This is a genomic window from Falsiroseomonas sp. HW251, assembly GCF_050563545.1.
GTDB lineage: Bacteria > Pseudomonadota > Alphaproteobacteria > Acetobacterales > Acetobacteraceae > Falsiroseomonas.
Genome location: NZ_JBNXUM010000008.1, coordinates 209,577 through 223,459, shown reverse-complemented (window position 1 = coordinate 223,459; position 13,883 = coordinate 209,577). Strand labels below are relative to the sequence as shown.

Below are 13,883 nucleotides of genomic sequence, written 5' to 3'. Positions count from 1 at the left end.
TCGGTCCCGAGCGGACCGAGGCGCTGAAGCCGCTCGCGCAGGACATCGCCGGCACGCCCGGGCTGCTGTGGAAGATCTGGACCGAGGAGCCCGAGGCTGGCCGCGCCGGCGGCGTCTACCTCTTCGCGACGCGTGCGGCGGCGGAGGCCTATCACGCCATGCACGCGAAGCGGCTCGCCACGCGCGGCGTGACCGGGATTGAGGCGACCTATCGCGGCGTGAACGAGGCGCTGAGCCGGATTGACCGCGGGCCGATCGGGTAGCCCGTCACATCGTCGCGCCGAGCGTCCAGGGCGCGAACTCGCTCGACCCGAAATCGTAGCCCTCGCTCTTCGTCTTCTCGCCCGATGCCACGCGCAGCATCAGCTGGAAGATCCGCTCGCCGCAGGCTGCCACGCTCTCCTCGCCGGTCAGGATCGTGCCGCAGTTGACGTCCATGTCGTCGGCCATGCGTTCGTACATCGCGCCGTTGGTGGCGAGCTTGATTGAAGGCGTCGGCTTCATCCCGAAGACGCTGCCGCGGCCCGTGGTGAAGCAGAGCAGGTTGGCCCCGCCCGCGACCTGGCCCGTGGCACCCACGGGGTCGTAGCCCGGCGTGTCCATGAAGGTGAAGCCCTTGGCCGTGACGGGCTCGGCGTAGTCGTAGACCGCGGTCAGGTTCGTCGTGCCGCCCTTCGCCATGGCGCCGAGCGACTTCTCCAGAATCGTCGTCAGCCCGCCGGCCTTGTTGCCCGGCGAGGGGTTGGCGTTCATCTCGGCACCCTCGCGCGCCGTGTAGTCCTCCCACCAGCGCATCTTGGCCACCAGCTTTTCGCCGACCTCGCGCGAGACCGCGCGGCGGGTCAGCAGGTGCTCCGCGCCATAGGTCTCCGGCGTCTCCGACAGGATCACCGTGCCGCCATGGCGCACGACCAGGTCGGACGCCGCGCCGAGCGCGGGGTTGGCGGTGATGCCGGAATAGCCGTCGGATCCCCCGCATTGCAGCGCGACGATGAGCTCGCTCGCCGGCACCGGCACGCGCGCGACGTCGTTCGCTTCCTTCAGCACCTCCTTGACGAAGGCGATGCCGGCTTCGACGGTCTTCCGCGTCCCGCCCATCTCCTGGATGTCCATGTTGCGCAGCCGGCCGCTGAGCTTCTGCTCCTCCAGCATCGGTCCGAGCTGGTTCACCTCGCAGCCCAGCCCGATCGCGATGACATGGGAGAAGTTCACGTGCCGCGCGAAGCCTGCCAGCGTGCGGCGGAGCAGCCGCAGCGGCTCGCCCATCGTCATGCCGCAACCCGTCTTGTGGGTGAGAGCCACGACGCCGTCCACGTTCGGGAATTCGGCCAGCGGATCCTGCCCCGTGAAGGGGTTGCGCTTGAAGGCGTCGGCGATGAGGTCGGCGACATGCGCGCTGCAGTTCACCGACGTCACGACGCCGATGTAGTTGCGGGTCGCGACGCGGCCGTCGACGCGGCGGATTCCCATGAAGGTCGCGGCCGGGGTGATCATCGGCGTAGGCTTCGCGTCGACGCCCCAGGCGTAGTCCTTGGCGAAGTCGCCCATCGCGCAGTTGTGGACGTGCACCCAGTCCCCGGGCGCGATCGCCTCGGTCGCGAAGCCGATGATCTGGCCATAGCGGCGGATCGCCTCGCCCGGCGTGTGCGCTCGCGTCGCGATCTTGTGGCCGGGCGGGATGCGGCGGTTGGTGGTGACGCCCTCGGTCACGGTCGTGCCCTCGGGGATGGCGATGCGGGCGATCACCACGCCGTCCTCGGGCGACAGGCGGATCACGGGCGGCAGGGTGCGGGCGTCCATGGCGGCGTTCCTCTTCTCCCGCGGAGTCTACGACGGAGCGTCAGGCCGCCGGAAGGGCCGTTGCGGGCAGCCGCAGCACCGCCGTGCCGGGCAGCCCGGCCGCGAGCTCCGCGACATGGGCGTGATGCGTGAACAGGATGACCTGCACGCGCTGCCCGAGTTGCGCCAGCAGCCGCAGCGCGGCGGCGGCGCGCGCCTCGTCGAAGCTGGCGAGCAGGTCGTCCGCGATGAAGGGAAGGGGTTCCGCGGCCTCGGCCTGGATCTCCAGCGCGGCGACGCGCAACGCGAGGTAGAGCTGGTCGCGCGCGCCCTCGCTCAGCTGGTCCATGGGGCAGGCCGTCCCGTCCCCCCGGATCGCGCGCAGGACCGCGGCACCGTCGTCATCCTCCTCGGTCGCCAGCCGGACATAGCGTCCGTCCGTCAGCAGCGCGAAGTGGCGCGTGGCGGCCTGCAGCATCGGACCCTGCTGGCTCTGGCGCAGGCGCTCGATGCCCGCGCGCAGCAGCGTGCGCGCGGCGTGCAGCCGGGCATAGCGCTCCGCCGCCGCCTGCGCATCCGCCAGCGCCTGGCGCGCATCCTGCGCGAAGGACGCGGCGTCGCGGCCGCCCTCCAGATCCTTCAGCGCGCTCTGCAGGCGCTGCCGCTCTCCGCCGAGACTTTCGCGTTCCCCGTTCAGCTCCTGCTGCCGCGCCTCGATGGCGTCGAGCCTGGCCGCGGCATGGTCGGGATCGAAGCCCTCGACCTCCTGCCGCAGTGCTGCCTCCGCCAGGCCGTCCGCATGGTCACGAAGGCGCGCCTCCTCCGCGTCGATCTGCTGCAGCAGCGCCGCCCGCCGCGCGGCACGGCGGACAGCCTCGCGCAGCGCCGGCAGGTCGGCCGTGCCGGCGGCCTCGTGCAGTCGCGCAAGCGCCGCCTCGGCCGCCTGCCTCGCCTCGCGCGCCGTGGTCGCCGCCTCGCGGCGCTGTTCGGCCTGGGCGGCGAAGCCATCCGCCTTGATCTCGGCCGCGCGCGCGTCCTGAAGGCGGCGGGCCAGGCGCGCGGCGGTGACGGCGGGCGCCTCGTCCCGCGCGACCTCGCCGAGCGCCTGGGCCAGCGCCATCGTCTCCTGCGCCAGCGCCTGCACCGCCGCTTCCATCTGCGCGATCCGGCCGCTCGCCGCGCGCCAGGCCGAGGCCGCCTCGGCGATCGCCGACCAATCCTGCAGCGCGGCCTCGACGGCCTCCGGGCCCGCGGTCGCGGGCAGGCCGAGGATGGCGACGGCGGGGCGCCAGGCCTCGGCGCCCGCGGCGAGAGCCGCCTGCGCATCCGCGACCGCGCCGCGCGCATCGTCCAGCGCGCCTGCCGCCGTCGCGGCGGCGTCGCGCAGCTTGCGATGTGCTTCCTCCTCCGCGTCGAGGGCGGCGCAGGCGGTCTCCGCGGCGGCAAGCATGCCCGCCAGCGTCGGCAGATGCGGCGGCGGCAGATGCGGGGCAAGCAGCGCCATCGCGTCCTGCCGCTTCGCCGCAATCGCGTCGCGCCTGCCACGCAGCTCCGTCGCGCGCGTGTCGAGGTCCAGCACCTTGTCCCGCGCGGCGCGCCATTCGCGCATCACCGCGGGCGATCCGGCGGCCAGCCCCGACGGCGCCCAAAGCCCGTGCCATCCCGCTTCCGCCTCGGCCAGCGCCGCGGCCGCTGCTGTGTCGCGTCCCACGGCCTCTTGGTGCTGCGCGCGCAGCGCGAGCAGGCGCGCCGATCGCGCGGCATAGTCGGCGACACGCTGCGCGTCCTCGGCACGCGCATCGGCCAGCCGGTCGGCCTCGTCCCGCAGCGCCTCGAAGGCGGGTGGCCCCGCGGGGTCTGGCGCGGTGTCGCCCGCGAGCTGACGCCGGATCACCTGCCAGCTCTCGTCACGGCGTGCGCGGGCGGCCGCAATGACGTCCGGCGTCGGCACCGTGCCGCCGCGCGCGAGATCCTCGAGGCTCGCTTCCAGAGTCGCGATCTCGGCCAGGATCGAGGCGCCGTCGTGCCGGGCGGTCGCCAGTGCGGCCTCCGCGGCGTCGAGCCGCAGCGCCGCTTCTTCGCAGCTCGCGGCGAGCGGCAGCGCGCAGGCCGCGAGGCCCGCGGCATCGCCGGACCAGAGCGGCAGCGCCGACAGCGCGGCCGCGACGCGCCGCGTCGCTGCCTCCAGATCGCGCTCCGCCGCGGCTAGGTCGCGGTCGAGCGGCCCTTCGCCGCGCGCGGTCTCGACCGCGCGGCGCAACGGCGCGGCGGCGGCGGGGCGCATGGCCTCGGACAGCGCCTGGGCCGCGCGGGCGTGGCGGCGCTCGGCCTGGCGGAGCGCCTCCTCGGCGCCCTGCAGCCTGGTCAGCAGCGCGGTATGGCCGCGGATCAGGCGCTGCGCGTCGCGGCGCTGGCGCTCCTGCGGCAGGCGCGCGATCACCGCCTCGGGCGCCGCGTCCAGTCCGAGATTCGCGGCGGCCGCGGTGATGCGGCCGCGCTGCGACGCGGCGTCCTGCCGGACCTCGGGCAGGTCGCGCTCGGCGCCGGAAGCGGTCGCGGCAAGCTGCGCCAGGCGATCCACCGCGTCCTGCCGCGCGAGGATCGCGGGGTCGCGCGGCAGGGCGGCGAGCTCCGCGTCGTGCCGCGCGGCCGCTTCCTCCTCCCTCGCCTCGTCCTGCTCGGCCCTGTCCAGCGCGGCGGTGAGCGTCGCGAGGCGTTCATCGGCATCGCGCGGCATGGCGGGGATTTCGGCGACGTCGCCCAGCTCGTCCCGCAGGGCGGAGAGCGTCGCCAGGGGCTGCCGCACGGCGCGCGCGCGGCGCAGGCGCAGCTCCTCCGTCTTCAGCGCGGCGGTCTCCTCAGCGATGCGCCGCAGCTCGTGCCCGGTCTTCTCCAGCGCTTCCCGCGTGTCCGACCACTCCTTCGGGCGGACGAGATGGGCCTCGATATTCCGCTGCGCGAGGTGGAAATCGTCGAGCGCCTTGGGCAGGCGGCGCTGCCTGTGGCGGCTGCCATGCAGCTCGTCCGCCGCCCTGTCCAGGCGGTCCATCGCGCGGCGCAGATGCGGCATGCCCATCCCGGCGAGCAGCCCCTCGCCGGCGGCGCCGCCGCCCTCGATCAGCGACTTCGCGCCGTCGCGCAGCGTCGCGGCGTTCAGGCCGAAGGCCTTCTGGAAGAGATCGCGCGTCGCGCCGCCGAGAAAGTGCTGCAGCGCGCTTTCTGGCCGCGGCTGGTCGGCGGCGTCCAGCAGCGTGTTATGTCGGCCCTTGCGGCGGACGAAGCCCGCGCGGCTGCCGTCGCGCGACGCGACCTCGAAGCCGATGCGCAGCTCCTTGCCGTCGTGCAGGAAGGCGAAGTCGCTTCGGTGCGGGAAGCCGAACAGCGCGTCGCCGATCGCGGACAGCGCGGTGGACTTGCCGGCCTCGTTGGCGCCGAGCACGACATGAAGCCCGGCGTTGTCCCGGAAGCGCAGGCAGGCGTCGGTGAGATGCCCGTAGCGCAGCAGGTCGAGTGCCAGCAGCCTCATCGCCCGCTTTCCGCGGCCAGCGCGGCGACGACGGCGTCCCAGGCTTCCTCGGCCAGGCGCGCGAGGTCCGCGGGCATGTCGGCCTCGGCGCGGATCGCCGGCGGCAGGCGCAGGCGCAGCGCCTCGATCTCCTCGCGCAGGGGGTCGGCGACGGCGGGGTCCTGTGACGCCGCGAGAAAGGCCTGGCGCAGCGGGTCCAGCGTATCGGCCGCGAGATGCGCCGGCGCGCGGGTGCGGAGCTGGACCTTCTCGATCCAGAGCCGCCCGCCGACCTCGATCGCCGCGCCCGCGGCATGGGCGACGAGTTCCTCGACGCGGTCGGGGAGCGCGGCATGCAGCGCGGTCTCGCCGGACAGCGTCAGGCGCGCGAGCAGCGGGCGTTCCGCCGCGGCGGCGAGCGCCGTGCCGACCGTGGCGCCGAGGCGGGCGAGCAGTTCGTCCTCGTCGGCGTCGGTGGCATCCACCTCCAAAACGGCCCAGCGCAGGACATCGAGGTCGCGATGCTCGACCGTCGCGATCCGCCCCTCCTCGACGGTGACGAGGGTGCAGCCCTTCGGCCCGGTCTCCCTGGCGTGCCGGCCCTGGATGTTGCCGGGGAAGACGATCCAGGGATGGCCCTGATGCAGCACCTGACGGATGTGGATGTGGCCGAGCGCCCAGTAGTCGTAGCCCTTGTCGCGCAGGCGCTCCGGCGTGCAGGGGGCATAGGTCGCGTGGTCGCCGGGATCGTCGGCGGAGCTGTGCAGCACGCCGATGTTGAGCAGCCCGGGGACCGGATCGGGATAGGTCGCGGAGAGGTCCTCCGGCACCTCGCGGTCGGGGAAGGAATGGCCGTGCAGCGCGACGCCGAGGTCGCGTCGGACGAAGCTCTCCGCCCGGCGGGAGGAGAATTCATGCACGTTGTCCGGCAGCTTCAGCCGCCTGGTGATCAGGGACTGCGCGTCGTGGTTGCCGCGCAGCAGGAAGCAGGGCCGACCGAGGCGCTGCATCTCGGCCGCGAAGAACAGGCCGGTCGAGAAATCCTTCCAGTCGCCGTCATAGAGGTCGCCGGCGATCACGACGAAGGCCACGTTCTCGGCGATCGCGAGGTCCACCAGGTTCCTGAAGGCCTGACGGGTGCAGTTGCGGAGTTCCTCGGAGAGCGGCTCGGCGCGCGCCTGCAGGCCGGCGAGCGGGCTGTCGAGGTGGATGTCGGCGGCGTGGATGAACCTCACGTCGCGACATTGCCCGACGGCCCGAGTCGCGCAAGCCGCTACTTCTCCAGCACGTAGCGCCCCGGCGCGTCCTCCAGCGGCTTGTGCCTGCGGCTGCCGAGGGCGGGCGGCTTCGCCTTCGTGCCGCTGCGTTCGGCGAGCCAGGCGACCCAGTCGGTCCACCAGGACCCGTCGTTGCGCTGCGCGGCTTTCCGCCAGGTCGCGGGATCGGGCGCGGGCGGGCCGGTGAACCAGTAGCCCTTGCCGCCGGGCGGATTGATGATCCCCGCGATGTGGCCGGAATTCGCCAGGATATAGCGGACGTCGCCGCCCGCCAGCTGCGTGATCCGCCAAGCCGCGTCCCAGGGCACGATATGGTCGCGCTCGGCGCCGACGGCATAGATGGGGATGCGGATGCGGCCGAGATCCACCGGCGTGCCGTCCAGCACCACGTCGCCGGGCCGCACCAGGCGGTTCTCGACATAGGTGTTGCGGAGGTACCAGGAATGCGCGGCGCGGGTCATGCGCGTGCCGTCGGCGTTCCAGTACAGCAGGTCGAAGGCGGCGGGGCGCTGCCCCAGCAGGTAGTTGTTGACGACGTTCGACCAGATCAGGTCGTTGGCGCGCAACAGGTTGAACATGTTCGACATCTCGCGCGCGTCGAGATAGCCGCGCGCCATCATCTGCTGCTCGATCAGCTCGACCTCGGGCTCGCCCATGAAGACGGCGGTGTCGCCGACGCGGGAGAAATCCTGCAGCGAGACCATGAAGGTCGCGGATCCGAAGCGCGCGTCGCCGCGGGCCGCGAGCACGGCCAGCACCATCGCCAGCAGCGTGCCCCCGATGCAGTAGCCCATGACGTTCAGCGTCTTGCTGCCGGCGATCTCCCGCACGGCGTCCGAGGTCTCGAGCACGCCGAGGCGCATGTAGTCCTCGAAGCCCAGCTCCTCCATGGACTCGTCCGGGTTCTTCCAGGAGACCACGAAGACCGTGAAGCCCTGCGCGACGAGGTGCCGCACCAGGCTGTTCTTCGGCTGCAGGTCCAGGATGTAGTACTTGTTGATCCAGGGCGGCAGGATCAGCAGCGGCACGGCGTGCACCTGCGGCGTGGTCGGCGCGTACTGGATGAGTTCGCAGAGCGCGTTGCGCAGCACGACCTTGCCGGGCGTCAGCGCGAGGTTGCGGCCGGGCGCGAAGGCGGTCTCGTCCACCATGGAAAGCCGGCCGGCGGCGAGGTCCTCCATCAGGTTGCGCGTGCCGTCCACGAGGCTGGCGCCGCCCGTCTCGATGGCGCGCTGGATCGCGGCGGGGTTGGAGGCGAAGAGCAGCGCAGGGCTCATCGCATCGGTGAATTGCCGGAGATGGAAGACCAGGCGCTGCTTCATGCGGGGGTCGAGATCCTCGGCCTCCGCCTCGTTGACCAGCCAGTCGGAGGCCAGGAGATAGGCGTCGCGCAGCATCCGGTAGGCCGGGTTCGCCTGCCAGGCCGCGGCGGCGAAGCGTTTGTCGGAGCCGGCGGGCGGCGCCTCGGCCTCCGGGCCCAGCCAGAGGCGCCGCATCGCGCCCGTCCATGTCTCGGCGGCGGCCCGCATCAGATCCGCCTGCAGGGCCAGCGCGGCGGTGAAGGCGCGGCCGGGATACTGCGCGCGGCGCAGGCCGACGGTGCGCAAGGCCCAGGCGACCTCCGCCCAGTCCACGGGGATCACGTCCCGCAGCGGGTTGGCATTCCACATCCGGTCGAGGTTGCGGAGCACCGGATTGGCGGCAATGCCCTCCGCCAGGTGGCGCGGATCGGCCAGGCAGTCGCTCCAGCTGATCGCCGGCGCCGCCGGGGGCTGCATCGCGCCGCCGCGCCGGCCGGCTTCGTTGTCGTTCATCGCTGCCGCTCCTGCTTCATGGGGGTGAACGCGGGCGGAGGCGCCGCGTTGGCGGCGTTTCGGGGAAGCGTAGCATGGCTGACATCAAGGACGAGGCCGGCAAGGCCGGCGGATCGAAGATGAACCCCGGCGACGTCGCCCCGCCCGGCACGCCGGGCACGGGCGAGGACATCTGCCCGGACTGCCAGGGCAAGGGCATCTTCAACGGCGTGCCCTGTCCCCATTGCGGCGGCAGCGGGAAGGTCATCGCGGGCGTCGCGGGCGGGTAGTCTCGCAAGGGTTTCGGAACGGGCCTATGTCGCGTCCCGATGGGGACGCGCACCGAAGCCCGGGCATGGATAAGATTGCCCTCCGGGCGGCGGCTGGACCTGCTGGCGCCGACGCCCTTCGACTGGACCGACGAGGACCTGGCCACGGGCCTGGCGCGCACCTTCCGTTGGGGCGGGCATTCCACCTGGCCGGCGCCGCTGTCAGTTGCGCAGCATTCGCTCGGCGTGCTGGCGCTGCGGCACGCCGCGAAGCCCGCCGCCACCCGGGCCCAACTGCGGCGCGAATTGCTGCACGATGCGGAAGAGGGGCTGATCAACTTCGACTGCATCTCCCCGTTGAAGCCCTTCCTCGGCGAGGGCTTCCGGCAGTTGCAGGAAAGCCTCGGCGCCGCGGTCGCCACGCGCTACGCACTGCCGCCCTGGGACGCCGAGCAGAAGAAGCTCCACAAGAAGCTCGATGTCGCGATCGCCGCGGCCGAGGCCGTGCATGTCGCGGGCTGGTCGGTGGCGGAGGTCCGCGGGACGCTCGGTATCCGGGCGGCGGTGATGGCCACCGACCCCCTCGCCGCCGAGTTTGGCGGGACGCCCTGGGAGCCCTGGCCGCCCGAAGTTGCGGCGCAGCGCTTCCTGATCGCCCTCAGGCGGCTGGCCTGAGACGGCCGGCCGCACTACAGAAGGGCGGATGGCGGCGACCCAGCCCTTCTGGCGGACGAAGACCCTCGGCGAGATGACCCGTGCCGAGTGGGAATCCCTGTGCGACGGCTGCGGGCGCTGCTGCCTGCACAAGCTGCGCGACGAGGACACCGACGAACTCGGCTGGACCAACGTCGCCTGCCGGCTGCTCGACACGCAGTCCTGCCGGTGCTCCGACTACGCGAACCGCAAGGCCAAGGTGCCGGATTGCGTGAAGCTCACGCCGAAGCGCGTCGAGGCGATCGACTGGCTGCCGCCGAGCTGCGCTTATCGCCTGCTCGCCGAGGGCAGCGACCTGCCGTGGTGGCACCCGCTGGTCTCCGGCGATGCCGAGACCGTGGTGAAGGCCGGCGTCTCTGTCCGTGGCAAGGTGCTGCGGGAACGCGATGCCGGCCCGCTGGTGGATCACATTGTCCAATGGCCCGGCCGCATCCCGCGCGCCGCGCGCCCGATCGAGCCCATGGGGAAGGAAGGACAAGCAGGATGAAGGACGCGCTCTTCGGCGGCGTCAATGCCGCGGCGCTGACGGCGATGAAACCGGACCTCTCGCCGGACCTCGATCGGTATGCCGCGCACTGCAAGTGGCTGCTGGCGAATGGCTGCAACGGCCTCGGCATCCTCGGCACGACGGGCGAGGCCAACAGCTTCGGCTTCGACGAACGCAGGCAGATCCTGGAAGGCATCGCCGCCCGCGGCGTGCCGGTGGCGCGGCTGATGCCCGGCACGGGCTGCGCGTCGCTGACCGACACGGTGGAGCTGACGAAGCACGCCAAGGCGCAGGGCTGCCGCGGCGTCCTCGTCCTGCCGCCCTTCTACTACAAGGGGCCGAGCGACGACGGGCTCTTCGCGTACTTCTCCGAGGTGGTGAACCGCGTCGGCGGCGGGATCGCGATCTACCTCTACCACTTCCCGCAGCAATCCGCGGTGCCGTTCAGCCTCGACCTGATCGCGCGCCTGCTGAAGGCCTTCCCCGGTGTCGTCAAGGGCGTGAAGGACAGCTCCGGCGACTACGCCAACATGAAGGCGATGATCGACCACTTCGCCAAGGACGGGTTCGAGGTCTATGCCGGCGCCGACAACTACGTGCAGAAGATCCTGGCCGAGGGCGGGGCGGGCTGCATCACGGCCGCCGCCAACATCAACGCGCGCTTCGGCCAGATCGTCTACCAGAAGCGCACGGGGCCCGAGGCCGATGCGGCCCAGGCCGTGCTCGACGCGACCCGCAAGGCCGCGACGGCGGTCGCGCTGATCCCGGGCCTGCGCGAGATCATCGCGCGCAGCACAGGCCATGACGGCTGGCGCATGGTCCGCCCGCCGCACCTGCCGCTGACCAAGGCCGAGGGCCAGGTCGCGTGGGATGCGATGCAGGCCGCCGGCGCGCTGCCGTTGCCGGGCCTCGGCTTGAAGGCCGCTGCCGAGTGAGCGCCGAGCCCTTGCGCTGCCGCGCCCCGGCGACGGCGACGCTGCAGGTGGACGACGCGCACACCCGCGTCACGCGCTGGGATTTCGATCCCGGCGCGGAGACCGGTTGGCACCGGCACGGCATGAACTACGTCGTCGTGCCCGTGACCGACGGCACGCTGCTGCTCGAATTGCCCGGCGGGCAGACCGCGACGGCGGAACTCAAGGCCGGCGTCAGCTATGCCCGCGCCTTCGGTGTCGAGCACAACGTGGTGAACGCGGGCACCGCGCCGCTCTCCTTTGTCGAGATTGAGCTCAAGCACCTGCCGGGCTAGCGGGACGGCGTCCCGGTCGCCGTGCCGGGCACGCCGCTGCCGCCGATCGCGCTGCCACCGACGGGGCTGCGATCGGCCGGCGAGAGCGTGGGTCCGCCACCTTGCGGCGCCACCGCGCTGCGCGGCACGTCGAAGCCGCCGCCCGACATCACGCGGTCATTCGCCAGGCCGCCGCCGCGTTCCTCGCGTCCCGCGCCGCCCGCCGTCGCGCCGCCGGCCATACCGCTCTGCGGGCCGCCGATGCCCGGCGAGGTCGCCGCGCCGGTCTGCCCGCCGATGCCCGTTCCCTGCGCCATCGCCGCCCCGGCCATCCCGGTAGCGAGCATCGCGGCCCATATCAGCTTCATGGCGTCCTCCTTCTCGTCGGAGGGCGACGCGCGAGGCGCTGCGCGGTTGCGTCAGGCCCGTGCGCGCGTCTCCAGCGTGACCAGGGCGACAGCGGCGGCCATGCCGACGATCCCGCCCGCAGCGTAGTGGACGAGATGCGCGCGGCCGAAGCGCGGGCGCTGCCCGCGCTACGCCGCCGCGGCGAGCAGCACGGCCGCGGAGGCCGCCGCGATGGTCGCGACGCGGAGCGGGCGCATGCCGTGCTCCATCGCGATCTTCGCCATGGATGGCGTCAGCCTCGACAGCGCGCCGGTGGCGATCAGGGCGGCCATCTTCCCGGCGAGCGGCATCGTTCCACTCCCACCGACGTCACGAAGCGTGTCAAGCCGTTGCCCTGGCGGGGCGGTCCTTGCCATGTTGGATGGCAATGGCCCTGCCCGAATCGGAGATCGTCGTCCTGCCGCCGCCGCGCGGTGCGCTCGCGCCCGCCGCGCGCATCCCCGTGCGCTGGCGGGCCTCGGCACGCGCGCGCCGCGTTTCGCTGCTGATCTGCCCGCGCGAGGGCGAGGTGGTGGTGACGCTGCCGCCGCGCGCCGGCCGCCGCGCCGGCATCGCCCTGCTGCGGCAGCACGAAGCCTGGGTGCTGGAACGCCTGGCCGCGTTGGCGCCACCCATCGAATTCGCGCCGGGGGCGAAGCTGCTGCTCGGCGGCGAGACGCATGCGATCCGGCACGAGCCGCGACGGCGCGGCGGCGCCTTCATCGAGGGGCGCGAGATCGTCGTGACCGGCGCGCGCGAGTTCCTGCCGCGCCGTGTCGGCGATTTCCTGCGCGCGGAGGCGAAGCGGCGCATCGGCGCGCTCGCTGTCCCGCATGCCGCGGCGCTCGGCGTGAAGCCGCGCGTGATCCGGCTGAAGGATACGCGCAGCCGCTGGGGCAGCTGCGCGCCGGATGGCACGCTGGCCTTCTCCTGGCGGCTGGTGATGGCTCCGGAATGGGTGACGGACTACGTCGTCGCGCATGAGATCGCGCATCTGCGCGAGCTCAACCACTCCGTGCGCTTCTGGGCGTTGGTCGAGCAGCTGACGCCGAACCGCGACGCCGCGGTGGAATGGCTGCGGGCGCAGGGGCCGGCGCTCCTGCGCGTCGGCTGAGACGGGGCCATCCGGGCGCCCCGATGCCCGACCGTTACGTCCTGGCCGCCGAGGCCTCCTCGCGCTCCCTCCGCCGCGTCGAGCGCGGCTTCATGCTGGCGTCGCTTGCGTCCGTCGCGGGCTGCGTCTGGGCCAGCCTGGTCACGGGCGGCCGGATGTGGTTCGCGCGGTCGGGCGCGACCTGGCGGCGCTCGGCCTGGTGCTGGCCAGCCGCAAGATCCTGATCGCGCGGTGGCCGACATGGAATACGCGGACGGCGTCCAGCGCACCGCGCGGCTCGAGAGCTTCAGGCGCCTGCAGCGCGACCTCGACCGCCGGGTCACGGAGAAGGTGGGCTTCGGCCTGCTGGTGGTCGGCACGCTGATCTGGTGCTTCGGCGACCTGGTGGGCCGACTCTAGGTGCGGTGTCCGCAACCCGCGCTGGACATGGCCGCAGGCCGCGCTAGCTTCCGGCGCGTGACGCTCGGACGACGCAAGCTGCTCGGGGCCGGAGGCGCGCTGCTCGCGCCCGTAGCCGCGCGCGCGGAAGGCGAGCGCTTCATCTGGACGCGGAACGGGGCGGGCGAGGAGGTCGCGACGGCCTATCGCTCGGGCCAGGACTACGACGGCGCGGCGCTGGGCAGGCTTCGCCACCTCTTGCGCGACATCGGCCAGCGCATGGAAGGGCCGCTGCCGCCGCTGCTGATCGACATCATGTCGGTGCTGCAGGAGCAATGGGGCTATTCGCGCCCGCTCCTGGTGCGGTCCGGCTATCGCACGCCGCAGACCAATGCCTCGATCGAAGGCGCGGCGCCGGCCAGCCTGCATCTGCGCGGCCTTGCGGTCGATGTCAGCGTGCCGGGCATGCCGATCGGGCAGGTGGGGCTGGCGGCCTGGACGCTGCAGCGCCGGCTTGGCTTCATGGGGATCGGGCTCTACCGCGACTTCGTGCACATCGACATCGGGCCGCAGCGGACCTGGACGCGGTTCGGGTAGCAGCCCGGCGCCACAGCGTCAGTTGCCCATCTGCAGGCGGGCCGCGATGGCGCCCCAGGGCACCTCGGCCGGCGTGCGCGTACCGGCGGGCTCGGCGGTCCGCGCGGGGCGGGCCTCGGCCTGGGCGATCGGTGCCGCGTCAGGGGCGAAGCGCGCCAGCCCGGCAAGGCAGACCAGGGCGAAGGCGCCGAGGGTCAGGCCGGCGGCGAGGCGGGGCTTGTCGAACATCGGGGTCTCTCCCTGGCGTGGTCCGGTTTGCGACCGGGCATGGCCCCCTTGTGATCCCTCTCGGTTTCGCCGCGATGTCGTTCTGCTTCGTGCCGCGTCGCGACTGTTTCGCGGGCGGCGAAACAAT

At 72.8% G+C, this 13,883-nt stretch carries 16 protein-coding genes and 1 pseudogene; 10 read left to right on the top strand and 7 right to left on the bottom strand.

Annotated features, from left to right (window positions below; genetic code table 11):
* Window positions 1–2 precede the first annotated feature (2 nt).
* Window positions 3–263: pseudogene (locus tag ACLF3M_RS12220) on the top strand (YdhR family protein); the annotation flags it as partial.
* Window positions 264–267: 4 nt separating this feature from the next.
* Here ACLF3M_RS12220 and ACLF3M_RS12215 read toward each other — a convergent pair.
* Genes ACLF3M_RS12215 through ACLF3M_RS12200 form a run of 4 tightly spaced genes read right to left on the bottom strand, consistent with a single transcriptional unit; the run spans window position 268 to window position 8,375 of the window.
* A complete protein-coding gene (locus ACLF3M_RS12215) occupies window positions 268–1,800 on the bottom strand; it encodes a UxaA family hydrolase (protein WP_430657200.1) in 1,533 nt (510 codons plus the stop codon).
* A 40-nt stretch (window positions 1,801–1,840) separates the two neighbouring features.
* The gene (locus tag ACLF3M_RS12210; RefSeq protein WP_430657199.1) at window positions 1,841–5,305 is read right to left on the bottom strand and encodes an AAA family ATPase; all 3,465 of its coding nucleotides are present in this window, start codon (window positions 5,303–5,305) and stop codon (window positions 1,841–1,843) included.
* On the bottom strand, window positions 5,302–6,519 hold the full coding sequence (locus ACLF3M_RS12205) for a metallophosphoesterase family protein (protein WP_430657198.1): 1,218 nt from the start codon (window positions 6,517–6,519) through the stop codon (window positions 5,302–5,304). The genes ACLF3M_RS12210 and ACLF3M_RS12205 overlap by 4 nt, the downstream gene beginning before the upstream one ends.
* Window positions 6,520–6,557: 38 nt before the next feature.
* A complete protein-coding gene (locus ACLF3M_RS12200) occupies window positions 6,558–8,375 on the bottom strand; it encodes a PHA/PHB synthase family protein (RefSeq protein WP_430657197.1) in 1,818 nt (605 codons plus the stop codon).
* Between the two features lie 74 nt (window positions 8,376–8,449).
* On the opposite strand from ACLF3M_RS12200, the gene ACLF3M_RS12195 reads away from it, so the two are divergent.
* Genes ACLF3M_RS12195 through ACLF3M_RS12175 form a run of 5 tightly spaced genes read left to right on the top strand, consistent with a single transcriptional unit; the run spans window position 8,450 to window position 11,073 of the window.
* Window positions 8,450–8,644 (top strand): hypothetical protein, encoded by a 195-nt coding sequence (locus tag ACLF3M_RS12195; protein WP_430657196.1) that lies wholly within the window; start codon window positions 8,450–8,452, stop codon window positions 8,642–8,644.
* 39 nt (window positions 8,645–8,683) lie between these two features.
* Window positions 8,684–9,298, top strand: a complete 615-nt coding sequence (locus tag ACLF3M_RS12190; RefSeq protein WP_430657195.1) for a hypothetical protein — start codon at window positions 8,684–8,686, stop codon at window positions 9,296–9,298.
* A gap of 28 nt (window positions 9,299–9,326) precedes the next feature.
* Entirely contained in the window at window positions 9,327–9,824 is a 498-nt protein-coding gene (locus tag ACLF3M_RS12185) for a YcgN family cysteine cluster protein (protein WP_430657194.1), read from the top strand.
* Window positions 9,821–10,759 carry a dihydrodipicolinate synthase family protein gene (locus tag ACLF3M_RS12180; RefSeq protein ID WP_430657193.1) on the top strand — a complete coding sequence of 313 codons (939 nt, stop codon included), beginning with the start codon at window positions 9,821–9,823 and terminating at the stop codon, window positions 10,757–10,759. The genes ACLF3M_RS12185 and ACLF3M_RS12180 overlap by 4 nt, the downstream gene beginning before the upstream one ends.
* The gene (locus tag ACLF3M_RS12175) at window positions 10,756–11,073 is read left to right on the top strand and encodes a cupin domain-containing protein (protein WP_430657192.1); all 318 of its coding nucleotides are present in this window, start codon (window positions 10,756–10,758) and stop codon (window positions 11,071–11,073) included. Before ACLF3M_RS12180 ends, ACLF3M_RS12175 begins: the two co-directional genes overlap by 4 nt.
* On the opposite strand, the gene ACLF3M_RS12170 is transcribed toward ACLF3M_RS12175, so the two are convergent.
* Window positions 11,070–11,420: a hypothetical protein gene (locus tag ACLF3M_RS12170; protein WP_430657191.1), complete on the bottom strand. Its 351-nt coding sequence runs from the start codon at window positions 11,418–11,420 to the stop codon at window positions 11,070–11,072. The genes ACLF3M_RS12175 and ACLF3M_RS12170 overlap by 4 nt on opposite strands.
* A 168-nt stretch (window positions 11,421–11,588) precedes the next feature.
* Entirely contained in the window at window positions 11,589–11,750 is a 162-nt protein-coding gene (locus tag ACLF3M_RS12165) for a hypothetical protein (protein ID WP_430657190.1), read from the bottom strand.
* Window positions 11,751–11,827: 77 nt separating this feature from the next.
* On the opposite strand from ACLF3M_RS12165, the gene ACLF3M_RS12160 reads away from it, so the two are divergent.
* From ACLF3M_RS12160 to ACLF3M_RS12145, 4 genes are read left to right on the top strand one after another with little or no spacing between them, the layout of a single operon-like run.
* Window positions 11,828–12,553, top strand: coding sequence for a M48 family metallopeptidase (locus ACLF3M_RS12160; protein ID WP_430657189.1), 726 nt, complete (start codon window positions 11,828–11,830; stop codon window positions 12,551–12,553).
* A 23-nt stretch (window positions 12,554–12,576) separates the two neighbouring features.
* Window positions 12,577–12,777 (top strand): hypothetical protein, encoded by a 201-nt coding sequence (locus ACLF3M_RS12155; protein ID WP_430657188.1) that lies wholly within the window; start codon window positions 12,577–12,579, stop codon window positions 12,775–12,777.
* 16 nt (window positions 12,778–12,793) lie between these two features.
* Entirely contained in the window at window positions 12,794–12,952 is a 159-nt protein-coding gene (locus ACLF3M_RS12150; protein ID WP_430657187.1) for a hypothetical protein, read from the top strand.
* A 57-nt stretch (window positions 12,953–13,009) separates the two neighbouring features.
* Window positions 13,010–13,528: a YcbK family protein gene (locus ACLF3M_RS12145; protein WP_430657186.1), complete on the top strand. Its 519-nt coding sequence runs from the start codon at window positions 13,010–13,012 to the stop codon at window positions 13,526–13,528.
* An 18-nt stretch (window positions 13,529–13,546) separates the two neighbouring features.
* On the opposite strand, the gene ACLF3M_RS12140 is transcribed toward ACLF3M_RS12145, so the two are convergent.
* Window positions 13,547–13,756, bottom strand: coding sequence for a hypothetical protein (locus tag ACLF3M_RS12140; protein ID WP_430657185.1), 210 nt, complete (start codon window positions 13,754–13,756; stop codon window positions 13,547–13,549).
* Window positions 13,757–13,883: the final 127 nt, after the last annotated feature.